The following is a 24,787-nucleotide window of genomic DNA, read 5'->3' on the forward strand; positions in this document are numbered from 1 at the left end:
AGCAGGAAAGACGCTTGACGCATTGCGACCGTTGTCTTTCATATCAACTTAAAGAGGGAAAGGCGTCATGAACCAGCCAAACACCGTTCCGGGCGGTTTTGTCATCGGCATCGTCAAACAGTTTCTCGGCTCATCGCTGTCCGTCATCATGATCATCGCAGCCCTTCTGCTGGGTCTTGCGTCCATTCTCGTCACCCCGAGGGAAGAAGAGCCCCAGATCGTGGTGCCCATGGCCGACATCTATGTGGAGGTTCCGGGGGCAGACCCCGAGGAGGTCGAACAGCTGGCGGCCACACCCCTTGAGCGTCTGCTCTGGCAGATCGACGGGGTGGAATATGTCTACTCCATGTCCCATCGGGATATGGCCATTGTCACCGTCCGGTTTTACGTGGGCGAAGACCGGGAAAACTCCCTGGTCAAGCTGCGCAACAAGATCGACATGAACATCGATAAGGTGGCTCCGGTGATCCGAAGCTGGGTGGTCAAACCCGTCGAGATCGACGACGTGCCCATCGTCACCCTGGCCCTTTATTCGGAACGCTACGACGACCATGATCTGAGGCGCATCGGCGAGGAAATTCTGGCCCGTCTTTCCGAGGTCAAGAACATTTCCGGCACCACGGTTGTGGGCGGACGAAAACGGGAGGTCCGGGTGGCCCTGTCCCCGGAAAAAATGGCCGGAGCGGGCATCTCCCTTCTGGAGGTGCATCAGGCCCTTGCCGCCTCGGACGCCTCGGTCACCGCCGGAACCTTTGCCAGAAGCAACACCGAATTCACCGTGGTGGCCAACGCCTTTCTCCGCTCCGCCGGAGAAACGGCATCCCTGATGGTGGGGGTCAATGAGGGGCGGCCCGTGTACCTGCGCGACATCGCCGAGATCAAAGACGGCCCCGAAGAAATCACCACCTATTCCCGCATCGGCTTTTCGAACGCCTACCGGAAAGAAAACCGCCTGACCGACGCGCCCCCGTCCATGCCCGCCGTGACCCTGGCCCTGTCCAAGAAAAAAGGCTCCAACGCCGTAACGGTGGCCCGGGACATCCTCGATAAAATGGAGACTCTGTCCGAAACGGTTCTTCCTGACGGCGTCCGCTACACCGTGACCCGGAATTACGGGGAGACGGCCCAGGAAAAGGTCAACGAGCTTCTGGCCTCCTTAGGGTTCGCCATCGTCTCGGTGGTCGTTCTCCTGATGATCGCCCTGGGCCGCAAGGAGGCCCTGGTGGTGGCCCTGGCCGTGCCCATCAGTTTTTCCCTGGCCCTTTTGTGCAACTACCTGTTCGGCTACACCATCAACCGGGTGACCCTCTTCGCCCTGATCCTGTCGTTGGGCCTGGTCGTCGACGACCCCATCATGAACGTGGACAACATCCAGCGCAACATCCTCAAAGGGGCTCTCAAGCCCTTCGACGCCACCCTTTACGCGGTCAGGGAAGTGTTGTCGCCGGTGATCATGTCCACCGTCGCCATCGTCGTCACCTTCGTGCCCCTGTTCTTCATCACCGGCATGATGGGGCCCTACATGGCGCCCATGGCCATCAACGTGCCGCTCACCATCATCTTTTCCACGGTGTCGGCCCTGACCATCGTGCCCTGGCTGTCCCACCTGCTGCTGAAAAATCTTTCGGTGGGCGGGCACCTGATTTCTGAAACGGAACGGCCCGATCCCCAGAAGGCGTTTCCCGCCCGAATCTACCGGAAGATCCTTTCATTTTTCCTGGCCTCGTCCAGGCGTCGCCGGGGGCTGGGTGCGGGCATCGTCGTGCTTCTTGTGCTGTCCATGCTCCTGGCCGCCGTGGGACTGGTGCCCCTCAAACTCCTGCCTTTCGACAACAAAAACGAAATGCAGCTGGTCATCGATATGCCCGAAGGCAGCCCCCTTGAAAAGACCCAGGCCGTGGTCAACCGGTTTGAGGATTATCTGCGGCAGGTGCCCGAAGTCACCTCCTTCGTCAGCTACACCGGTACGGCCTCGCCCATGGATTTCAACGGCATGGTGCGTCATTACTACCTGAGATCCCAAAGCAACCTGGCCGACATCCGGGTCAACCTGCTGCACAAAAGCGAGCGCGACATGCAGAGCCACGCCATCGTCCTGCGGCTCCGGTCGGATCTGGAAGCCATCGCGGCCCGGGAAGGGGCCGTACTCAAGATCGTGGAAGTGCCGCCCGGACCGCCGGTTCTGTCGACCATCACGGCCGAGGTGTACGGCAGTCCCTCAAGTTCCTACCAGGAGCTGATCGACGCGGGAGAGCGCATCGCAGCGCTGATGAAACAGGTGGAATTCGTCACGGACATCGACAGTTCGGCCCTTGATTCCCACCAGCGGGTGGACGTGGTCGTGGACCGGGAAAAGGCGGCCCTCCACGGGGTTCGTGTCCAGGACATCATCAGCACCCTCCGGGGCGCCGTGGGCGGCCTGACCCCGGCCCAAGTCCATCTGCCCGGCGAACGCCGGCCCCTGAACATCCGCATCATCCTGCCCATCGCCCAACGGTCCGGCCTCACGCCCCTGTCCCAGATTCCGGTCAAGGCCGTGGACGGCAGCATGGTGCCCCTGGCCGAGCTGGTCAGCATGGACACCGTTGCCGCAGAACAGCCCATCTACCACAAAAACCTGGACAAGGTGGTGTTCATCTATGCGGAAATGGCGGGACGGGCTCCGGCCGAGGCCATTCTTTCCCTCCAGTCCCGATTGAAGAAAGATCCCCTGCCCGACGGCATCCGGGTCAACTGGGCCGGGGAAGGCGAATGGAAAATCACCCTAAACGTGTTCCGCGACATGGGCATCGCCTACGCCGCAGCCATGCTGGGCCTCTACCTGATCCTGGTCGTCCAGACCGGTTCGATGTCCCTGCCGGTGCTGATTCTCCTGTCCGTGCCCCTGACCCTTCTGGGCATCATGCCCGGCTTCTTTCTCTTGAATGTCGTGGCCGGAGAAACCGTGGGCGGGTACAACAATCCGATCTTTTTCACCGCCACCAGCATGATCGGCATGATCGCCCTGGGCGGCATCGTGATACGAAACGCGCTCATTCTCATCGAATTCATCCAGGATTCGATCAAACAGGGCCTGCCCTTCGACGAGGCCATCCTCCAGAGCGGCACCATGCGCCTGAGACCCATCGTGCTCACGGCCCTGACCACGGCCATCGGCGCACTGCCCATCACCTTCGATCCGGTATTCTCGGGTCTGGCCTGGGCCCTGATCTTCGGCCTTATCGCCTCCACCCTGTTCACCCTGGTGGTCATTCCCGTGACCTATTACGCCCTGTACAAAGACAAACCCGTCTGAGCATAAGGACCGGCGCCGTCGCGGCGCCGGTCCATTATATGATCACGGTTGACAACTCCCCGGATCTATGAAACTTTTTATCCAGTGATACCATCCCAAAGCAAATAACCAAAAAAAATGGCGTTTTCAAACAAGCCCTGATAAGCCAAGAGGACATGGATGAACCGACAAGAAATACTTGCCACATTACGTGAATACAAACGAACGAACGCCGATAAATACGGAATTCTTGAACTTGGCGTCTTCGGCTCGGTGGCCCGGAACGAAGCCGGGGATGACAGCGATGTTGATATTTGCATCAAGACGATGACTCCCGATGCGTTCATGCTTGTTCATATCAAAGAAGATATCGAAAACATTCTACAAAAACATGTGGACATCATTCGTGTTCGCGACACAATGAACCCCTATCTCAAAACCAGGCTCTCCAAAGAGGCCGTTTATGTTTGATACGATTCTGGTTAAAGACATTCTCTGCCAAATCAAAGACGCCCTTGAAAAGATAGCCCGGCGAACCTCAAACATATCCAGTGCGAATGATTTTACAGATACTCCTGACGGAATGGAAAAACTGGATGGTGTCTGCATGCTTTTCATGGCCGTTGGGGAATCATTGAAAAAAATCGATAAAATAACTTCCGGCCGTCTGCTGCTGCGTTATCCGGAAACCGACTGGAAAGGCGCCATCGGGTTTCGAGACATCATCGCCCATCATTATTTCGACATCGACGCCGAACAGGTTTTCTGGATCTGCTCACATCACGTCGAACCTCTGTTGAAAACCTTGGAACGGATGATTTCGGACCTTGACGCATTTGACTAACGATGCAACGCCGTCAATCCGCCCCATGTATAAAGACAAACCCGTCTGAGCATAAGGACCGGCGACTTCGCGGCGCCGGTCCTTTATGATCACGGTTGACAAGCAAATTTCATCGGAGAGTGATCATGATCTGGGATGGATTTCTTTTGATTCTTGGGCTGTTACTCCTCACGGCCGGTGCGGAAAGTCTGGTCCGGGGAAGCGCGTCCCTGTCCATCCGGATGGGGCTCACGCCCCTGGTCATCGGGTTGACCATCGTGGCCTTCGGCACCAGCACACCCGAACTTTTGGTCAGCCTGATCGCCTCCCACGACGGGCAGGGGGATATCGCCCTGGGGAACGTGATCGGATCGAACATCTTCAATATCGGCGTCATTCTGGGCATCACGGCGCTGATCTGTCCCATCGCCGTCAACATCAGCGTGATCCGCATGGACGGGCCGATCATGCCGGCTGTATCACTTATAGCAACGCTGTTTTTCATCTTCGGAGGTATCGGAAGACTCGAAGGTCTCCTTCTGGTTGCGGGCCTGATTGTCTATACCGTCTTTACGGTCTTCATGGCGGGCAAAGACAAGGCCGCGGCGACGGACCTGAATATCGACCAGGCTCTTCCGGGAAAGACCAAGGCCCTGACCTTGGATCTGGCATTCATTGCCGGCGGTCTGGTTCTGCTCGTTTCCGGCTCCCGTCTCCTGGTTCTGTCCGCCGTGGCCATGGCCCGGTCTTTCGAAGTCAGCGAGGCCGTCATCGGGCTGACCATCGTCGCGGCAGGCACCAGCATGCCGGAGCTGGCCACCTCACTGGTGGCCGCCCTTCGCCGCCAGCCGGACATTGCCGTGGGCAACGTGATCGGATCGAACATCTTCAACATTCTGGGAATCCTCGGGTTGTCCTCGCTGATCAAACCCATCGTTCCGGTGAGCATCCTCCCCCGGGATCTCTGGATCATGAACGGATTCGCCCTGCTTCTGCTCCCCATACTCCGCACAGATCTCACCCTCAAACGATGGGAAGGCGGACTGCTAATCGGATGCTTCGCCGCCTATCTCTGGATGCTGTGGCCTTAATGGGGGAATAGTCGACGCACGACACGATCCTTGTTACTCGTTGCCCTGAAACCCCTCGGCGTCGATATCCTGCCGTATCGGATGATTTTCTATTTTGATCTGGGTGCTTTCCTTATCCCATTTGAACTGGTTGCTTTCCATGGTATCGAGCTTGATTTGGGTACTTTGTTTGTCCCATTTGAATTGCTCGCTGCCCGTGACCGGCAAGCGGTTGGTATCCCATTTGATCATGGAGCTTTCTTTTTTCATCTCAGTGGATTCGCCGACGTCCTGATTGGACGTTTCGGCATCCAGTTCATCCATCTGCTCAGCCACCCTGTCCTTGACGGAATAAGCCGGAAGGGTTTTCATTCCGGCCTCCTCGGCCATAACGCGCCCCACGGGAACACCCAAAGACACGCCCAGGGACGCCGCCACCGTCGCGACCGCAAGGCGTTTTTTCAACGAACGGTCCGTTGATGTCGTGTCATCCGCAATGTTTTTCTTTCGTTTGGCCATGATCGTAATCTCCGTTAACGTGATGTTGCCCAGGACAGAACGGCCTCGATATGCCGGGTCATTCTGTCTTCGATGGTCTCGTGAATCGTAATGTTCGCACCGGTGCGATCGCCGTGGTCTGCAAGAACCCGGTCCATGTCGTTCCAGGCCGCCCCCCCGGCGCCGTCGTTTGGTGCGGATGCCGCATTGACGGTATCGATGACGGCTTTTTGGCCCGCGGAATCGAGTTCCCCCGCCGCCACATGGTCGATCAGGCGGCGGAGAAGGTCCAGATAGCGATCGGCCGCGTGCATAAAGGGAAAGGCTCCCTGCTCATCCAGATAGGTTTCAACGGTTCCCGTTTCATGATACCGTCCCCGGCACCCGTCTTCGGGTGAAATCCTGGAAAACTCCTCTTCCCCGTCAAACCCCACATGACGGCCCAGGGGATACAGCCGGCACACCAGGGGGCGGTCCGCATGGACCGAGCATCCGTCGGCGTCGAGAAACACACAGGTTCCGTCCGCATTGGACCGGAGAACCGTCCCGCCCTTTTCCGTGAACCGCGAAATGAAATCCGTCGTCGATATCTCCAGGTTCCGCGCCATGCGGGCGACTTCATAGGGATTGAGCTGGATGGTCTTGAACCGGCAGCAGGTCAGGCAGCGGGCGCAGGCGTACCCGAACACCGTCTTGCGACCAAGCCCTGTCCTGAACAACCGCATCGCCATGGAAGGCCCGCCTGTTTTTCGTCGTATTTGAATCACACCGGAAACATGCGCAGAAGCGCTTTACAACAGCTATACCGCGCCCGCGATATCCGGTCAAGCGGCGAATGAGACGGTGGAATTATCCCCCGGTCAGACAACCCGTCCTGCTCTGTGGCTCAATGTTTCTGCGTGAAACCCCAAACACCCGTTTGTCCGCCTTTTCAAAAGGCGGGCCCCCGGCAGGGCCGCCGGAGGCCCGTTTTTCTCCGTGACATCCGTGCCTCCGTGGTGCCCCCTTTTCCCCCAAAGCCTTTAAGAAAACCCATCACAGCGAGGATAACCGTGCCAGGGATGCGGCCATTTTATCGAGAAACGACTCATCGGGAAGGGTCAGGGTGAGTTTCAGGTTGCCGTCTTCGTCCGTTTCCATGCAGCTTTTCAGCTTTTCCTTCATCAGCTCGGCCATGCGGGCGTCCTGATCGCCGGGGGCTTTGGATGCGAACATTTCCCCGATCAGATCGAAGGCCGCGCCCAGAAGAACGCCGCCGGTTTTGGAAATCTGTTTCCTTCGGATCCTCTCCGCCTCTTCCTCGGCTTTGGTCCGGGCGCTTACATCTTCGGCGGCATCGGGTTTCCGGCCCAGCAGCACTTCCAGGCGTTTTTTCAGCTCTTCCATGCCGGACTGGAGATCCACGGCGGTTTTTTCCGAATCGGGATCGAGGACGGCCAGGGACAGCTCGTTTTTGGCCGACAGGGTGGAAAGAAGATTTTCCTCCAGGGTGTTTTCCGTGACCAGGAGAAACACATGGACGGGCCGGGTCTGGCCCATGCGGTGGGCGCGTGCGATCCGCTGTTCGAGGATGGCCGGGTTCCAGGGCAGATCCACATTGATGATCGTGTTGGCCGCCTGGAGATTGAGGCCGGTGGACCCGGCATTGGTGGTGATGAACACCCGGCAGGCCGGATCATTCTGGAAGCGGTAAACCAGTTCCTGGCGTTTTTTCTGGGGCACCGAGCCGTCGAGTCTAACGTAATCCAGGCCTTGTTCGGTGAGAATGGGCTGAATCAGGTCGATCATGGTGGTCCACTCGGTGAAGATGATGATTTTCCGGTCTTCCTCGCGGGAAAGTTTATCGAGAAGCTGGGCCAGTTCATCGAGCTTGCTGGAATAGGCCGGCATCTGCTTGTCCACCAGAAAGGTGCTGTCCGCCGCCATCCGGCACATCAAAAGGGCCTTCTGGAGCCTCAGAAGATCCATCTCCGAAATATACTTTTTGTTGATGATGCTCTGGATGATGAGCCGGTGGGTCCGTGACAGTTCGAGCTGCTCGTCGGTGGGCGGAATCCGGAGCACATCGGTGGTCCGGGGCGGCAGCTCTTTCATCACCTGACTCCGGGTCCGCCGAAGGAGAATGGGTTTCAGCTTTTCCCGGAGTTCGTCAAGGTTCGCGTATCCCAGAAGCTTGCCCCGCTGATCCACGACCTTGTGCCGGTTGAAGAACCTGAAGGCCGCGCCCAGGCGCCTGTCGTCGATGAATTCCACCACCGAGTAAAGCTCGTCCAGATTGTTTTCAAGGGGCGTTCCGGAAAGAACCAGGGCAAAGCGGGATGTCAGGGACTTGATGATCCGGCTGGTCTTGGCCTCCCAGTTTTTGATCCGCTGGCCTTCATCCAAAATAATCAGGTCCCAGTTCACCTTCTCGATGGCGAGAATGTCCCGGAGAACCTGCTCGTAATTGCAGACCGTAAAAAAAGCGCCGTCATCGTAATACGCCGCCCGTTCCGCCGCCGGCCCTAAAACCAGACTGACGGACCGGTCGCTGAACCGGCCCACCTCGATGCGCCACTGGGATTTGAGGGAGGCGGGACAGATGACAAGCACCCTTTCGATGCCCGCGAACCGGGCCAGAAGTTCGGCGGTGCCGATACCCTGAATGGTTTTTCCAAGGCCCATGTCGTCGGCGAGGACGGCCCGTCCGCACCCGGCGGCAAAGGCGATGCCGTCGAGCTGATAGGGAAGGAGGTCGGTTTTGAGCAGGGTTTTGCGCAAGGGGTGGCCTGCCGGGTCGTTGCGGATTTCGGCGATCCGCTCGGCCATGCGGGCCTTGAAGAGTTCCTCCCGGATGTATTCTTCGGCGTCCGGGTAGATCAGGACCGATTCGCCAAGGGCCTGGACGCGACCCATGGCGCCGATCAGACCGGCCACATCACGGACGGCGATGTCCGTAAAGGGGTCAAGCAGCACCCGTGCGTCGTCCCGGGTATCCGGCGGCACAAGGATGCGCAGCTCCAGGTCCGCGCCGTAGCTTAAAAAGACGGCCACATCCTTGGGTGTGTAAGGGGTGTCGCGATCGGCCTTTTTGAACCGCGTTCGAACCCTGTCAAGGGCGTAGATCAGGTGCTTGCAGGTGCCCAGGGTATTTTTCCGGTAATCCGGGCAGGAACAGTACGACTGGCCCCGACTCCAGCCCCTCAGGGAAATCCGGTAGCTTTTCCCCGACTCTTTGCTTGCGACGATGTAATCGGACCACAGCACGCCGGGGGTCAGGGCGGTGAGCGTCATTTTTTCCTTTTTCGCCCGCTCGGTTCTCTCGTCGATGGCCCGTTTGACCAGATCTTCTTCGGAAAGACTCTCCACGGGAACCGGTTCCGGCGGGGCCTCGGCAAGACCCAGGGCGGTCTTTTCCTCAAGGATCAAAGACAGGGCCGCCCCCATGTGTTCGCAGCAGGTGTCGCAGCGGGAACAGGTCATCCGAAGGCGCCCCTCCTTTGCCTCGTCAAGGGAAAGGGTCACCACGCCGTCGTCAAAGGTCAGCATGAACAGAGAGTCGGTAAGCCGGACCTGATCGTCTGGATTGATGGTGTATTTGCCGCCCTGGGTCAGATACTCTTTGCCCGAGGGCCCGAGGTATTTCACCGCCTTTGTGTAGTTCAGATGGGACAACAGATCCTTTAAGCCGACCACGGCAATCTCCTTTTGACGCATAGGTTGAACGGGGCCGCCCGTTTCGGGCGGGGGTCGTTTGTTCAAACCATAGTTCAGGGATAAGGTCAACGGGCGGATGAAAAAAAGGCATGGAAGCGGTGATGGGCGCGCGACACTCCCTGGTCGTATCGTTCAAAAACCTTTGAGCTCTGATCCACCCGCCGTCTGGGACGTATCGTTCAGTCGTTACATTCGGCGAAGGCGTCAAGGATGGTCTTGATCGGTAGAAACATGGTTGAGCCTGGGTTCACCTCAATCAACTTCTTTTCTGTCATGCCGGCTGCCAAGGGGCTCGATGAGTTTATCCCTGATATCAACCGGGATTCGTGTGGTGATACGTTCCGTTTTTTTGCTCAAAGCAAGAACCATGTCGCCTCCCTGAGGGGATTTAAGGTGACAAAATGACACCAATAATTGTTTTATGAATCATCCGCACCCGATTTACAACGGCAAAAGGGGAACGGAGCAGGGCACTTGCATGTATGATCTTAAAACACATGGGTCTTTTCCTGCGGAACGGATCATGCCGTTCACGTTTACGGTCACGAGCACGAGCACGTTCACGATGGTTGCCGGCAACACGTGAACGCAACCGTCAGACGGTTCAACCGGCGTGGAATGAAACGGTCGAGCCGGTCTCGGCCTGCCGTGCTCGTGCTCGTGAACGTGAACCTGCACGTGAACGAATAGTACATGCGATTGCCCTGGGGAACGGTGGGAATACCATCACGCCCCGCCACCTTCCGCATCAGGACTCCTCGTCGTCGTCCTCCGTGTCGGGGGCAGGCAGGGTGTTGGTCTTTCTCAGGTTGATCAGGTAGGCCCGAAGGACCTCGGCTTCGATGCGGCCCCGTCGTTTGGCGGGGACGGGCATGCGAAGCTGGAGGGTGATCTTGTTGTGATCCGGGATCTGGATATTGATCCGGGGCTCCACCCCGGGCTGGTCCAGGGCGTGTTTCCGGGACAGGTGGGTCATGTGACGGATCGCCAGGTCCAGATAGGGGCGGCAGACGTCCCGGGCCGCGTCCAGAAGCGCCGCTTCCGCCGTCTGCCAGTCTTCGGTATTCTTCAGGGTCACGGTGATGATGTGGAAGACATAGTCGCCCATGAAGGTTTCGTTCCGGACCGGCGCACTCAGAAACACCGCGTTGGGGACGAACACCGAAATCCCGGTATACTGATGGGTCTTGACGCCGGAGCCCACTTCGAGCAGCAGGACCCCGGTGAGGTTCTGGTCCAGCACGTCGCCCCGGATCCCGTTCACCTCGATCCGGTCGCCGATGGTGAAGGATTTGGTGCCCGACCGGTACAGGTAGCCGACGATGTTCAATATGAATTCCTTGGTCGCCACCACGATGGCCGCGGCAAAGACCACCACCGTGGCGCCTAAGGCCTGAAGCTGCTCGATCCAGACGATCACGATGAAAAACAGCCAGACAAAGAAGGCAATGTTTTTCAGGGTCACCATCCACTTGCGTTTGACGCCCTGATCCATGTCCGTTTCACGGATCAGACGGTTGGCCGCCATCCGTCTCGCCGCCACGATCAGGACGGTAATCAGCACGGTCAGAAGTCCCCTGCCGAACAGGGGGTGGTCAAAAACCGGAATCAGATCCATCAGCATATCCTTTATCAATCAACCTTCCTGTATCACCGGATCACCGGAAACGCATGGCCCTTTCCATCGTCGGCATCGAAGGCCCATCGGGCCACGGGCCGGACCCAGACCACGGTCAGGATCAACGACACCACAATGGTGCTCATGGCCAGATGAAATCCGTGATCGCTGATCAATCCCTGGCGATGGCCGATGGCGGCCAGAACGAAACTGAATTCACCGATCTGCGACAAAAGGGCTCCGGCGTACATGCTTCGTCGCCAGCTCATGCCAAGGCCTCTGAACACCAGACCGTTTAACAGGGTGTTGGTGGCCAGCACGCCCAGCACCAGAAGAGCCACCTGAAGCCAGTTTTCGATCAGAAAAACGATGTCGAGCTGCATGCCCACCGACACGAAAAACATGGAGATAAACACCACCCGGAACGGCGACAGATGGTGGTGCACCCAGTCGGTGTTTTTCAGGGCCGCCACGGCGATTCCTCCGGCGAAGGCACCCATGGCGGGGGACAGGTCCAGAAGGCTGAACATCATGGCGCTGCCGAAGCACAGAAGCAGGGCGATGAACACCTGAAATTCCGGATCATTGAAAAACAGACGGGCAAAGGGGAACCCCACCTTGTCCCTCTGCCGGCTGACCCAGACGATGCTCGAGAGAAACACCAGAAACCCCAGGGTCTGCTTGAGCATCACCACGCCGCTGAGCGATGTGTGGCCCAGGAACTGAAGAATGAGGATCATAGGAATCACCGCCACGTCCTGGGCCAGAAGAACGCCCACCACGCTCTGGCCCACATCCGTGTCCAGCTCGTTCCGGTCTTCCAGGAATTTGATGACCACGGAGGTGCTGCTCAGGCTGATGATAAACCCGAGAAAGATGATGCGCGTGAGACTCCAGTCGAAATACAGGCCGATGAGCCCCACCGCGGCCAGACTGCCCGCGATCTGAAGCAGGGTTCCGATAATGACGATGCGCCATTTGGCGATCAGGCAGTGCAGGCACATTTCCATGCCCACGAAGAACATCAAAAGAACCACCCCGAGTTCACCCAGCCTGGCCACCGTGGTCGTGTCGGACAAAACGGCCATGCCAAAGGGGCCCAGGGCCAGCCCGGCCAGGAGGTAGCCCACCACCGACGGCTGCCTGAAAAATTTTAAGGCAAATCCGATGATGATAATGAAAAAAATCGAAAACACGACGATGAGCATCGACGGATCGGTATGCATGGCGATGGTCTCCTTCTGTTTATCCCGGTTCAGGTCATCCTGACGGCTGCGGCCAGCTCTTTGAATGACTCGCGCTGGCCGCTGTCGCCCACCACGGCCACCAGGTCATCGGGGGCGAACACAAAATCAGCACCGGGATTGGCCTGCATGGCGCCGTTTCTGAAAATCCCCACCACCGTTCCCCCGGTTTTCTCGCGGATGCCCGCCTGCTGAATACTCTGATCGATCAGAGGGCTGTCGGCGCCGAGCCGGAACCAGGTCATTTCCAGCATGGTCCTGAAATGGCGCAGGTTATCGAGAATCGAATTGCCGGACGCCGCCCTGGACATGGGGGAATAGACAGCCTGACGCACCGAATCGGTATACTGCTGAATGGCCGTCACGGGCACATCCAGATGCAGCAGGGCCTGCCGGGCGATCTCCAGGCCGGCCTCCATTTCCGGCAGCACGGCCATGTAAACCCCGCCCTCATAGAGTTTCCGGGCCGTGCCGATCCCGTCGGCCCGGGCCACGATGCGAAGATCCGGATTGATGCGGTGGGCCTGGTCCAGAATGCTCAGGGCAATCATTTCCGACGGGGTGGTCACGATCAGAAGCCTGGCCCGGTCCAGATGGGTGGCCTCGATGACCACGGACTGGCTCATATCACCGAAAATCACCGGATACCCGGCCCGTTTGCATTCACTCATCCGCTGAAAGTTCAGTTCGGCGATGACGAAGGGAATGGACAGCCGGGACAGCACATGGGCGATATGCTGCCCCACCCTGCCCCCGCCGGCGATGATGGTATGATCGGCAAGTCCCTGACGGGGAATGTTCGCCATCTGGGGGCGTTCCCGGCGGAACAGCCGTTTGCGTATCTGGTAAAGGGGGGTGGCCAGATAGGAGACAAAGGGGCTGATCATCATGCTCAGCACCGACACGGACAGGAAAAGCCCGTAAAGATAGCTGTCAATGGCCCCGGCGTCCACCCCGGCCCGGGCCAGGACGAAGGAAAACTCTCCGACCTGGAACAATCCCAGGCCCACGGCCAGGGGCACGATGTTGATGTAGCGGAACACCCGGGCCAGAACGGCGAAAATCACGCCCTTGGCGATGGAAACGATCAGCATCAGGGAAAGGACGGCTCCCAGATGATCGATCAGAAAGTCCGGATCGAGCAGCATGCCCACGGAGGTGAAAAACAGAAGGCCGAAGATATCCCGCAAGGGGACGATATCGCTCAGGGCCTGATGGCCGTAGTCGGACTCACTGAGCACCATGCCCGCCACAAAGGCCCCGAAGGCGAAGGACAGGCCGAACAGGTAGGTGGCGTACCCCACTCCCAGGCCCAGCGAGGTCACGGTGAGAATAAAAAGCTCCCGGGAATTCCACTGGGCCACGTAAGACAGAAACAGCGGCAGCAGCTTGCGGCCCAGGAAAAACATGATCACCAGAAAGGCCACGGACTTGGCCACGGCCAGGGCCAGAAGATCCAGCCCGCCCGCGGGGTCGCTCAGCTGGGGCAGGATGATCATCATGGGGACCACGGCCAGGTCCTGGACGATCAGCATGCCGATCATCACCCGGCTGGACAGGGTGCCCATCAGCCCCCGGCTCATCAGGACCTTCAGCGTCACCATGGTGCTCGACAGGGAAATCAGGGCGCCGAACCATAAGGATACGTCCCAGGACCAGCCCATGGCCCGCCCGAGTCCGTATCCCAGGGCCAGACAGAGACCGATCTGGATCGGTGTTCCGACAAGGGCGATGGCCCGGACCGGCTTGAGTTCATCCAGAGAAAATTCCAGCCCCAGGGCGAACAGCAAAAGGGCCACCCCGATTTCGGCCAGAAGTTCGATTTCATGAATATCGCCGACCGTGACGAATCCGGTATGGGGACCCACCACGATCCCGGCCAGAATGTATCCCAGAATCAGCGGCTGTTTGAGCCGCTGGGCGATCAGCGCCCCGATCAGCGCTGCCACCACGATAATCACGATATCCGCCGCTAAACCCATATCTTCTCTCTCTTGCCTTACGGTTTTCGGTTCATCACACGCAGGCAAGCATATTACAGATCCTCGTCCGGATAAAGTTCATTCATGCAGTCATCGCAAATGCTGTGACTGAAATGGGCTTCGGAGTTCTCGGTGATGAATTTTTCGAGCCGGTTCCAGTAGCCCTGATCATCACGGATTTTTTTGCAGTGCATGCAGATCGGGATGATCCCGCCCAGTACCTTGATTTTCGAACGGGCATCCTCCAGTTCCTTGTTTTTCCGGGACAATTCCCGCATCAGGTTGGCCATGTCGTTGGTCAGAAGTGCCATTTTTTCGAGGATATGACTGCTGGTGAACAGGATATTGGCCGTCATGATCAGCAAAACGCCCGGGCGCCGGTAGATGTGGCAGTCCAGGCTGATGGGCCCCGAATGGCGGGTCATGATGTTCAGGGCCACCTTCAGGTGGGAAAGGCCCGGCTCAAGGGGAAACATCCTCCGGCTTTCCGGCAGGAGAAATGTCGAAAACAACTGGCCCGTGAGATTTTCCATGGCACCGAGGGACGCGGCAAAGCCCTCGTTGTAGGATACAATTGAAAACTTCTCGTCCAGAATCACGTAGCCGATCTGATCCGATTCACGGATAAAATGATCGAAACACTCCCGATACTGATCGAAAAAAGCCGCTGAATCAATCATGGGTCACCGCTGCCTTGAAAAGAGGCCGGACCGCGTCCAGACTGTGACCGCAGCCGTCGGCCCCAAGATAGCCGCACAGGTCCATACCGGCCTTGAACAACCCGCCTCCGACGACGATGGCCGGCTCACCGGTTCCTGTCGTTCGCCGGACTTCGGCGATGATCGAGCGAACCTTGTCGATGTTAAAGGGCATGGTAATCGAGATTCCAAGTGCGTGGGGTTTGAAATCCGTCACCATGCCGATCAGATCCGCCTGGGGTGTGTTTGCCCCAAGGTATCTGACATCCCAGCCCTCGCAGGTCAGGATGTCGGCGATCATCCAGGCCCCGATTTCGTGGAACTCGTTGGGGGCCGCCGTAATCACGGCTTTGAGGCCGTTTTTTTCCGCGTCCAGGGCCATGATCCCCACCGTGGCCATGACCCGGCTGACGATGGCCGAGGCCAGATGTTCCTGGGCCACCGAAATGACGGCACGCTCCCACAGGGTCCCGATATTGAACATGGACGGCTGGATGATGTGACTGTAAAAGGGTTCGATGTCTGGGTGGTGGGACACGGCCTCCCTGGCCAGATCCAGGCAGGCCCCGTGATCTCCGCGCAGGAGGGCGGCCTGAAACGCCTGCTGTGCCTCGATGATGTTATCGTTCATGACCGGCGGCGCGTTCAATCCCGCATCGGTTCGGGACAGGTCGATCATGGCATCGTGCCTTCTGATCATCCACCGGTAAACGGCAAGGACATGGTCCATGGCGCGCGGGGCGTGGGTTTCGACGGCCCTGATCCAGGTCGAAAGGGCCAGGAGGAAATAATCGTGGGAAAATCGCCGGGCATGGTAGCTGCGATACACCCAGGGAACGGTCCGCGCCAGAAGGTCGTAGCTTCCGGTATCGAACACCGTGGCCATGAAGGCGGCATGATGTTTGTGATTGTCGTACATCACGTCGAGGGGGCTGTGACCGATCAGGCCGTCGATCGACGGATCGGCGCCCAGGGTCTCGTTCAGATGGCGGATCAAGGCGGGTGAACACTGACGGTAGGCCGCAGCCTCGTCCGGGGGAACCGGTGAAAGGGTCCGGGCCTCGGCGATCACCTGTTCAAGGGTCTCGTTCATGGGCATCTTCCTGTGAAAGCAATCCGGCATGGCGACGGCCGTCCCACGGAGGGCATCCGATCTGCGCCGGGGTATCGTGGTCTGGGAGGAAGGATCGGGGATCATGACCCGTATCCGGTTTCATTGTGGCCTGAAAAAAATAGCACGGATCGCATGACAAGACAAGGACGCAGAGCCCCTTTCAGGCAAATCCCATGTCAACCGCGATCCCGCCCCGATGAGCAATCGCATGTATGATCTTTAAAACACATGGGCCTCTTCCTGCGGGACGGAGATTGCCGTTCACGTTTACGGTCACGAGCACGAGCACGTTCACGATGCCGGCCGGCAACACGTGAACGCAACCGTCAGATGGTTCAACCGTGCCGGCAGGAAATACACCGCGTGAACACACGACACCCTCTTTGTGGCTTTGTGAGAAATCACATAGACGGTCCCTTTCAAAGACGCCGGTTTAATCGCTCTCACAGAGACACAGAGACGCAGAGAAAAACCGGACATGCCTTCGCATGTCACACGGTGCCGCCCACCGGCATCCGGACCATGACCGCGGAACATGCGATTGCCCTGATCCGGCCCGGCTGAAACCTTGCGTTTTTTGGACAAACGCCGTAGAATGCATATTATTTGTCACACCCCAACCGGCCGACCGTCACCCAACCCTTACGGGAGAACGTCCATGACTATCTCCACCGAGTCTTTCATGGCCCTGATCGACCAGATGAACGACGGTGTGTATTTCGTCGACAGGAACCGGACCATCACCTACTGGAACAAAAGCGCCGAGACGATTTCCGGCTTCAGGGCAAAGGAGGTTCTCGGGCGTCGTTGCTCGGACAACATCCTCACCCACGTGGACCAGAAGGGCAGGAATCTGTGCACGGGCAAATGCCCTCTTGAAATGAGCATTCTGGACCGGATGCCCAGACAGTCGGAAATCTTCATGCACCACAAGGACGGGCACCGCATTCCGGTGCTGATCAAGAGCGTTCCGCTGATCGACGACCAAGGGGAGTCCATCGGCGGCGTCGAAATCTTCACCGATCAGAGCAGCCTGCGCATCGACGAGCAGACCCTCAGGGAACTCGAAGCCCTGGCCATGATCGACAAACTGACCCAGCTGCCCAACCGGAACTTCCTGGACCGTGAACTGACCCGGCGCATGGACGAAGCCGTCCGCTACGGCTCCCCCTTCGGTCTTTTCTTCATGGACGTGGACCATTTCAAGTCCTTCAACGACCGCTACGGCCACGACGTGGGCGACCGGGTGCTCCGATACATCGCCAACACGTTCATCGCCAACGCCAGGCCCTCGGATGTTTACGGGCGATGGGGCGGCGAGGAGTTTCTCGGCGTGGTGCGGGCGTCATCGGTTAACGACATGGAAACCCTGGGCGAGAGGATCCGGTTTCTCGTTGAAAAGTCCTACCTGACCCACGAGGGCGAGATCCTTCAGGTCACCCTGTCCATCGGGGGCACCCTGGCCGCGTCCCACGAACCCATCGACAGCATCATCAAACGGGCCGACGAGCTTCTTTACCGCTGCAAGGCGTCCGGACGCAACCGGGTGATCATCGGCTGAATCAGGCGTCCAGCCGGTCCAAAAAAGCATGCACCGTTTCAAAAAACGAATGGCCTGCTTCTCCGCGCACAATGCCGTGGCGGTCATGGTCGATGATTTCGAAGGAGACCAGGCTGGAATCGATCCGATCGGCGATCATCCGACCGGATCGGGGATGGACCTTGGGATCACGGCTCCCCTGGATGATCAGGGCGGGCACCGTCAGGCCGGGGAGCCCCCGGCGAACCTGACGCATCAGGGCTTTGACCTGATTGAAGGCATGGATGGGACAGCGGGAATAATTGATCTCCGGGTGGTCCGGGTGGTTGCGGGCGAAGGGCTTACGAAGCCCGCTGAGATTCAGCCGGGCCGCGAGACGATTCCAGACCTCCACCGCTTCGGAAAACCCGGCGGCCGGCCCGGCAAACCGCATGGGAGCGCTTGCCGATATCACGGCACGGTACCGCCCGGGATGGATGACGGCCTGATGCAGGGCAAGCCCGGCCCCGGTGGAAAACCCGGCCGCAACGATACGCCGGGCGACCAGGGACAGGATCTCGTAGCCCCGTTCGACGGAATCCACCCAGTCCGCGAAGTTCCGACCGGCCAGATCATCGGCCGAGGTGCCGTGGCCCGCAAGCCGGGGCGCATAGACCGTATACCCCTTTGCAAACAGATCCTCGGCCCAGAGTCCGACTTCAAACGGGGCGGCCATCAGGCCGTGAATCAGGAGCACGGCATCGGACGAGCCGGGGTGATGGAGAAAGATCGGCGACCCAATCTGAGGCCCTTTGGTTTCTCCGGCACGAAAATGCCGTCGACACTCATCCTCGAACAGGGTGCGCTCACGGATCAGACGATCCAGACAGGCCGGAGGGATGTCAGGCACGGTCATATCAGTGCTTCGAAGTAGACCCTGTAGATCATGGCGTAGTGAAGTCCCCCGCCCAGAAGCACGGTGATGTGAAACAATTCATGGAAACTGAACACGCCGGGAACGATCCGGGGACGCTTGACGGCGTAAATCAGGCCGCCGGCGGTAAAGGCCGCGCCTCCGGCGAACAGAAGCACCAGCTGATTCGTCGACATGTTGCCGAGAATCTGCCGGATGGGAAGAATGGCCAGCCATCCCATGAACAGATAGATCACCGCATAGAGCACCCGGGGTGCCCGGGGAAATAGAAGTTGGGAAAGAACCCCGAAACCCACCAGACCCCACTGGAGCCCGATCATGGTCCAGCGCCAGGCGCCGTCCAGACAGAACCAGCAAATCGGCGTATAGGTTCCTGCAATCATGAAGAAAATCGCCGTACGATCCATTTTTCTCCAGAAAGAAAGTTCGTTCTCCTCTTTTTTAAAGATGTGGTACAGGGAGCTGGCCGAGAAGAGAAACACGATGGACAGACCGTAAATCAGGGCGGTGATCAGGGCGGGCACCGAGCTTCGGGTGACGGGCAGCAAAAAGATCAGTCCCCCCAGCGACAGAACCGCTCCGGCCAGATGTGAATAGACGTTGAATGATTCCTGTTTTCTGATGCCCATGACGCGCTCCATCTTTTTATTGTAAGAAAGCCCTTTTACCGTTTTACCCGGAGAAAAGACAGGGCAAAGAGCGGCATGACATAAGTTTTACAGCCCACGCGGATTCAGCGGGGAGGTCTCTTCCCGGGCCGCAGCCTCCTCAAACCGGGCGTAACCCTCCCGGAGGGAGGCGATAAGGGTGCGACAGGCACCCGGGTCTTTGTTCACGGCGGCCTTTTCCAGATCCTCGGCGACGGTCCGGAGACGGTTGGCCGAAATATTGGCGAAATAGCCTTTCATCTTGTGAGCGTCACCCCGCAGGGTATCCATATCCCCGTGATCCAGGGCGGCAGCGAGCCGGTCGATATCGGCGGGAACGGTTTCAAAAAAAACGGTCAGCAGTTTGGCCAGCAGATCAGGTTTATGGTTGATTCGGGCCATCAGCTCGTTCCGGTCGAACACCCGTGCCGGCCCGGCCGTGTCCCGCAGCGGACGTTCGGCGGGAGCAGACGCGCAGACGGGGACGGACCCGGCCCGGCGTCCGGGAAGAAAACGCGTCAGAACCCTGTACACATCGTCGGGTTCGACGGGTTTGGGGATATAGTCGTCCATGCCCCCGCGGAAACATTTTTCCCGGTCGCCCTCCATGGCATTGGCGGTCATGGCCACAATGGGCACCCGATGATCGAGCACCGGTGACGTCGGGTCACGAATGATACGTGTGGCCTCGAACCCGTCCATCACGGGCATCTGAACATCCATAAACACCAGATCGTAGGCGGTTTTTTCAAGCCGCTCAAGGGCGTCTTGTCCGTTTTCGGCCAGATCGGCCGTAAAGCCGAAGCTGTTCAGGATACCCAGGGCCACATCCTGATTGATGGGAAAATCCTCGACCAGAAGAATCCGAAACCTCCGACGCTCCTCTTCGACCAGGGTGTGGCGGGTAATCAGCTTAGGCGGTTTCTTCTCCTCGACCCGGGGCGCCCCCAGAAGGGCGGCCAGGCAGTTGTACAGATGGGACCGCTTGTAGGGTTTGCTGAAATAGGCTGAAAACCCGGCCTCGACAAAGCGGCCGGCGTCTCCGCGCCTACCGATGGACGTCATCATGATCAGGGCCGTGTCACGAAGCCCGGGATCGTCCTTGATCATCCGTCCCAGGGCCTCGCCGTCGACATCCGGCATGTTCTGGTCGATGATGGCGATGCGGCAGGGATCGTCCCGGTCCCGTGCCTCCCGCATGGCCGTGACGGCCGCCTCGGCCCCGTCCGCGGTGTCCACCCGGCACTGCCAGGACAACAGTTCCTGCTTCAGCACATCGCGACTGGTCTGATTGTCGTCGACCAGCATGATCCTCACCCCCCGGATATCCGGTGCCGATATCGGAAGCGCCTCGCTTTCCTTTCGGCGTTCCAGGGGCACCGTGAACCGGAAGGTACTGCCCCGGCCCGGGTCGCTGTCCACCCCGATGGTCCCCCCCATCATCTCGACCAGACGACGGGAGATGGACAGCCCAAGCCCCGTGCCGCCATACCGGCGTGTGGTGGAGGCATCGGCCTGGGAAAAGGGCTTGAACAGGGTCGCCCGCGTGTCGGGGTCAATGCCGATCCCCGTATCGGTGATGGTGAAGGTCAGGCTGATTTGGTTCCTGTCCTCACCGGTCCCGTCATAGGTCCCCGAGACTTCCAGAAGGACCTCGCCGCGATCGGTGAATTTGACGGCATTTCCCAGAAGGTTCACCAGAACCTGACGCAGACGGCCGGGATCACCGATGACCGCGCCCGGAACGTTCGGGCCGATCCGGCAGATGAATTCCAGTCCTTTGTTTTGGGCTTTCAGCGCCATCGGTTCGTTGGTGTCCTCGATCAGGGAGAACAGATCGAAGGAGATGTGCTCAAGGGAAAGCCGGCCTGCCTCGATCTTGGAGAAATCCAGGATATCGTTGATGATCAAAAGCAACGATTCGGCGCTCTGCAGAATGGTCCGGACAAACCGTCCCTGTTCCTCACTGAGCTCGGTCGACGCCAGCAGCCGGGTCATGCCGAGCACCCCGTTCATGGGGGTCCGAATTTCATGGCTCATGTTGGCGAGGAATTCGCTTTTGGCGTTGTTGGCCTTTTCGGCTTCGACGGCCAGGCGCCGGGCCTCGGACAGGGCGTAATTCAACTGGACGTTGGCCGCCTGGGTCCTGATCTTCTCGTTTTCCAGCTCACGGACCGACTGTTCGAGTTCGGTGGTCCGCAACGCCACTTTCCGTTCCAGGTCGCCCTGCTGGGCCTGAAGTTCCTGATCGCGGGCCTGGATCCGGGACAGCATGTCGTTGAACCCGTCGACCAGAAGCCCGATCTCGTCATAACTTCGTTTTCTGGCCCGAAGTTCGTAGTTCCGGCCGGCGGACACGTCCTTCATCATCCCGGTGAGTTCCTCGATGGGCCGTGAGATCACGCCTTCGAATCGTCGGGACAGGGTGTAGGCCGTCAGGATGGACACCAGCACAATGGCCAGACAGGTCAGTAGATACCAGGTCAGGCGCTGATGGATCACATTCAGGTTGGCCTTGAGGTAGACCGTGCCGATCCTCTCCCCGTCGAACACGATGTCTTCGATCAATTCCAGATGGGTGTGGAAAAAAGGAATGCCCTGCCATCGCCCCGCCTCGCCCAGCCGGTCCCTGTCCAGAGGCTCCCCCTTTGCAAGCGGGGTCCACATGGTTCGGGTAAGCCCGTTGAAGGCCTTGGTATACCCGGCGAAGAAATGCCCCTCATGATCGTAGATCACGGCGGCTTCCATGCCTTTTTCGGCGTGGATGGGGTAAAGGATCTCCCGGGCGAAAGGTTTGTCATTGAAGGTCAGGGCCGCCACGCTGTTGCCGGCGGTAATCCGGGCGATGATGGTCAGGTCCTTGATCAGTTCCTTGCGAAAGATGTAGAGCTCGGCAGCCATCAGGAGCACGGTGGACAGCACGAGAATCACCGCCGTGATGGACATGACCAGATAGATGATTTTCTGCCGGATGCTCGTGTACGTCACCTGCCCTCCTCACGCGCCCCGAGCCGGCCGGGATCGACGATTTCAGCCAGCTTGAGCAACCGGGAACCGATGACCAGGCCGGACCGCCGGACCTCCCCGAGGTTCACCTGGAACCGGATGGTGTTTCCCTTACGGATAAAACCGATCATGCCCCCCTGACGGGCGAAGCCGTCGACGTCGCCCACCGTCAAAAGGGGGCGATCCGCGACCTGATCCAGAATGGCCGAAACCCGTCGGCCCCGGCCTTCTCCGATGAACAGAAGGTGCCCGTCACGCAGTTCCGCCAGGGTTCTGATCCGGCGTATCCGCAGAGGATGGCCGGAGACCGTTTTGTTTTCAAGGGTTTCCAGAATGCTTCCCAGGGCGTCGTCAGCCATGACATAACACACCATGGGCGATTCCGCCGTTTCGAACACCGATTCCGGCCAGGTCACGAACTTGGCGAAATTGTACAGATAGGCAGCCTTGATATTGTCTTCCGAACTTTTGTCCAAAGAAGACGCCTGGACGCCCGGAGCGAGGCCGGCCCAGAGCATCGCCGCAAGAAATAGTATTGATCGTCTGAACATCATCCGTCCATCCTCGATCATCCTCAATCAGAACCGCACAGTCACTTTGCCGTAGACGCTTCGGGGGACTTCCGCAGGGCTGTTCAGCACATAGGTCTCCACGTATTCCGCATGGCTTTTATGAAGCAGGTTCCGGCCGCAGAGGGACAGTTCCAGATGCCTGGACGGATTCCAGCCCAGCCGGAGATCCATCTCGGTGTATCCGTCGATGAGGCCGTTTTTGATCTCGTCCACACAGCGCAGCCAGATGTCGCATTCCAGGTCCCAGGGCAGATCCGTGAGGATTCTGACAGACGCCTGGTGTCTGGGGGTCTCGTCGCTGGAATATGTCGAATAGATCGTCCCGGCGTCTTTTGTGATATCGAAATCCAGATCGATGAAAGCGTAAGAGGCCTGGACACGCAAAAAATCAAGGGGCTGGATGTTGGCGGTCACCTCAAATCCCACGGTCGAGGCGTCCATGTCGTTGCCCACGTAAAGGGGCTGAATCACATGGGGAGGCGTGTCTCCGAGGCGGGGTATGGGGTCGCCCGCGGCATTGGTGGTCAGGTCCGTGTACCGGTAATAAAACACCGTGGAGTCAAGGGAAAACCGGTCAAAGGACGTGATCCGGTGTCCCAGTTCAAAGGCGGTCAGGTTTTCCGAATCGACGCTGTCAAGCCCCCAGACGGTGACGGCCGAAGGCAGGGGCTGGTCGGGCAGGCTGGGAGGAATCACGGCCTGGGTGTAACGGATGTCCGTGTCCCCCCGACTGGGGGTCCGCACGGCCCGGGACAGGGCGGCCCACAGCACATGGGATTCCGCGGCCTGCCAGAGTACCCTGGCGTTGGGCTGGATTTCGAAACCCGAATACTCGTTGTGCTCGAACCGGGAGCCCAGGATCATCTGGAGCCCCTCGTGAACCGTCACGGTATCCTGGACAAAAGCGCTGTAAAGGGAGTCCTTGTGCCTCTGTGTGCTGAAGGCGATCCCCATGGACTGAAAATCGATATCGTCTTCGTAATGCCGGTAGCCCAGACCCCAGACCAGGTCATGCCGTCCCACGGGGGGCAGCCGGAACTGGGCTTCCACGTCCACGATATCGTCAGCCATATCCACGCCGCCCTCTTCCTTGCGGGTCGTGTCAAAGTAAAGCTGAATCCCCACATCCCCCCCGCCTGAAAACCGGTGGGTCAGGCGGCTCAACAGATTGAACCCCGAAATCTCGTTCTCGGCATCCACGGTATAGGTATAGGGGGGCGAAAGGCTGGGAATGGACGAAAGTTCATCCAGATCGCCCCGGTAACAATCTCCCTGGACGGTCAGGTCGCTCCGGTCATTGAGCGCCGTATCCGTACGGAACCCGGCCTGGTACTTTTTCCAGGGATCTTCCAGATCCCTGCCGTTTGCGTCGGCCATTTCGTCCCGGGCAAACCCGCTCGCGTAAAACCGGGCATGCCCCCGGTCTCCCAGGGCCGCGCCGAACCGGGCCCGGGCGAAGCCTTTTTCATAATCCCCCGCCCCTGCGGTCAGAAGGGTTCCCGTGGTGTCTTCGGCACTGCGGGTGATGATGTTGATCACGCCGTTGACGGCATTGGCCCCCCAGAGGCTGGCCCCCGGCCCTCGGATCACCTCGATGCGCTCGATGTCCTCGAGCATGTAATCCTGGCTCTCCCAGAACACCCCGGAAAAAAGGGGAAGATACAAGGTCCGGCCGTCCATCAGAACCAGGAGCTTGTTCGAATACCGGCTGTTGAAGCCCCGGGCCGACACCGACCACTTGCTGGAGCTGATGCGGGCCGCCTGAATACCGGGCACCATGCGCAGGGCCTCGGCCAGACTGGTCACACCCGATCGCCGGATATCCTCACCGGTCACCACGAAAACGGCCGCCGCCGACTGGGACTGCCGAAGCGGCGTCCGGGAGGCGGAAATCACCTCGATATTGGCCAGTTCCTCGATACTCAGCTCCGTCAGATCGGGCAGCGGAGCGATCCCCGCCTGTGCATCCGACCCCATGAAAAGCACCGCGAGCATCATCAGTACCCGAACGCAAAAAACCTTTTTTCCCAATTCGTTCAACCCCCTCACGTTCCCATCTCCCCCCGCCAAAACGCACAACCGCTTCAATTAA

18 protein-coding genes are annotated in these 24,787 nt (G+C 58.9%); 5 read left to right on the forward strand and 13 right to left on the reverse strand.

From position 1 onward, the window contains the following. The first annotated feature begins 67 nt into the window (after window positions 1-67). The 4 genes from ACYQ11_RS07465 (at window position 68) to ACYQ11_RS07480 (ending at window position 5,188) form a co-directional block, all read left to right on the forward strand. On the forward strand, window positions 68-3,295 hold the full coding sequence (locus tag ACYQ11_RS07465) for an efflux RND transporter permease subunit (RefSeq protein WP_459923141.1): 3,228 nt from the start codon (window positions 68-70) through the stop codon (window positions 3,293-3,295). A gap of 159 nt (window positions 3,296-3,454) precedes the next feature. Beyond that, window positions 3,455-3,745, forward strand: a complete 291-nt coding sequence (locus ACYQ11_RS07470) for a nucleotidyltransferase family protein (RefSeq protein ID WP_459923142.1) — start codon at window positions 3,455-3,457, stop codon at window positions 3,743-3,745. After that, complete coding sequence (locus tag ACYQ11_RS07475) at window positions 3,738-4,118, forward strand: HepT-like ribonuclease domain-containing protein (protein ID WP_459923143.1); 381 nt, start codon at window positions 3,738-3,740, stop codon at window positions 4,116-4,118. Before ACYQ11_RS07470 ends, ACYQ11_RS07475 begins: the two co-directional genes overlap by 8 nt. Window positions 4,119-4,243: 125 nt before the next feature. Continuing rightward, window positions 4,244-5,188: a calcium/sodium antiporter gene (locus tag ACYQ11_RS07480; protein ID WP_459923144.1), complete on the forward strand. Its 945-nt coding sequence runs from the start codon at window positions 4,244-4,246 to the stop codon at window positions 5,186-5,188. A gap of 33 nt (window positions 5,189-5,221) precedes the next feature. Here ACYQ11_RS07480 and ACYQ11_RS07485 read toward each other — a convergent pair whose 3' ends face one another. From ACYQ11_RS07485 to ACYQ11_RS07520, 8 genes are all read right to left on the reverse strand, one after another. Continuing rightward, on the reverse strand, window positions 5,222-5,686 hold the full coding sequence (locus tag ACYQ11_RS07485) for a hypothetical protein (protein WP_459923145.1): 465 nt from the start codon (window positions 5,684-5,686) through the stop codon (window positions 5,222-5,224). Between the two features lie 14 nt (window positions 5,687-5,700). After that, window positions 5,701-6,396: a YkgJ family cysteine cluster protein gene (locus ACYQ11_RS07490; RefSeq protein WP_459923146.1), complete on the reverse strand. Its 696-nt coding sequence runs from the start codon at window positions 6,394-6,396 to the stop codon at window positions 5,701-5,703. Window positions 6,397-6,700: 304 nt separating this feature from the next. Beyond that, the gene (locus tag ACYQ11_RS07495) at window positions 6,701-9,340 is read right to left on the reverse strand and encodes a DEAD/DEAH box helicase (RefSeq protein WP_459923147.1); all 2,640 of its coding nucleotides are present in this window, start codon (window positions 9,338-9,340) and stop codon (window positions 6,701-6,703) included. 769 nt (window positions 9,341-10,109) lie between these two features. After that, a complete protein-coding gene (locus tag ACYQ11_RS07500) occupies window positions 10,110-10,997 on the reverse strand; it encodes a mechanosensitive ion channel domain-containing protein (RefSeq protein ID WP_459923148.1) in 888 nt (295 codons plus the stop codon). Window positions 10,998-11,011: 14 nt separating this feature from the next. After that, window positions 11,012-12,205, reverse strand: a complete 1,194-nt coding sequence (locus tag ACYQ11_RS07505; protein WP_459923149.1) for a cation:proton antiporter domain-containing protein — start codon at window positions 12,203-12,205, stop codon at window positions 11,012-11,014. 29 nt (window positions 12,206-12,234) lie between these two features. Then, window positions 12,235-14,205, reverse strand: a complete 1,971-nt coding sequence (locus ACYQ11_RS07510) for a monovalent cation:proton antiporter family protein (protein WP_459923150.1) — start codon at window positions 14,203-14,205, stop codon at window positions 12,235-12,237. A gap of 53 nt (window positions 14,206-14,258) precedes the next feature. Beyond that, the gene (locus tag ACYQ11_RS07515; protein ID WP_459923151.1) at window positions 14,259-14,885 is read right to left on the reverse strand and encodes a hypothetical protein; all 627 of its coding nucleotides are present in this window, start codon (window positions 14,883-14,885) and stop codon (window positions 14,259-14,261) included. Then, entirely contained in the window at window positions 14,878-15,996 is a 1,119-nt protein-coding gene (locus ACYQ11_RS07520) for a cobalamin B12-binding domain-containing protein (RefSeq protein ID WP_459923152.1), read from the reverse strand. Before ACYQ11_RS07520 ends, ACYQ11_RS07515 begins: the two co-directional genes overlap by 8 nt. Window positions 15,997-16,675: 679 nt before the next feature. On the opposite strand from ACYQ11_RS07520, the gene ACYQ11_RS07525 reads away from it, so the two are divergent. Further along, entirely contained in the window at window positions 16,676-17,578 is a 903-nt protein-coding gene (locus ACYQ11_RS07525; protein ID WP_459923153.1) for a sensor domain-containing diguanylate cyclase, read from the forward strand. Between the two features lies 1 nt (window position 17,579). On the opposite strand, the gene ACYQ11_RS07530 is transcribed toward ACYQ11_RS07525, so the two are convergent. From ACYQ11_RS07530 to ACYQ11_RS07550, 5 genes are all read right to left on the reverse strand, one after another. Next, on the reverse strand, window positions 17,580-18,452 hold the full coding sequence (locus tag ACYQ11_RS07530) for an alpha/beta hydrolase (protein WP_459923154.1): 873 nt from the start codon (window positions 18,450-18,452) through the stop codon (window positions 17,580-17,582). Then, window positions 18,449-19,099 carry a PAQR family membrane homeostasis protein TrhA gene (gene trhA, locus ACYQ11_RS07535; RefSeq protein ID WP_459923155.1) on the reverse strand — a complete coding sequence of 217 codons (651 nt, stop codon included), beginning with the start codon at window positions 19,097-19,099 and terminating at the stop codon, window positions 18,449-18,451. Before trhA ends, ACYQ11_RS07530 begins: the two co-directional genes overlap by 4 nt. A gap of 87 nt (window positions 19,100-19,186) precedes the next feature. Further along, on the reverse strand, window positions 19,187-22,105 hold the full coding sequence (locus ACYQ11_RS07540; RefSeq protein WP_459923156.1) for a response regulator: 2,919 nt from the start codon (window positions 22,103-22,105) through the stop codon (window positions 19,187-19,189). Next, window positions 22,102-22,677 carry a TOL_0243 family YfiR-like periplasmic protein gene (locus ACYQ11_RS07545; protein ID WP_459923157.1) on the reverse strand — a complete coding sequence of 192 codons (576 nt, stop codon included), beginning with the start codon at window positions 22,675-22,677 and terminating at the stop codon, window positions 22,102-22,104. The genes ACYQ11_RS07540 and ACYQ11_RS07545 overlap by 4 nt, the downstream gene beginning before the upstream one ends. Before the next feature lie 24 nt (window positions 22,678-22,701). Continuing rightward, window positions 22,702-24,672: a TonB-dependent receptor plug domain-containing protein gene (locus ACYQ11_RS07550; protein ID WP_459923158.1), complete on the reverse strand. Its 1,971-nt coding sequence runs from the start codon at window positions 24,670-24,672 to the stop codon at window positions 22,702-22,704. Window positions 24,673-24,787: the final 115 nt, after the last annotated feature.

It is taken from the genome of Desulfatiferula olefinivorans, from assembly GCF_054657895.1.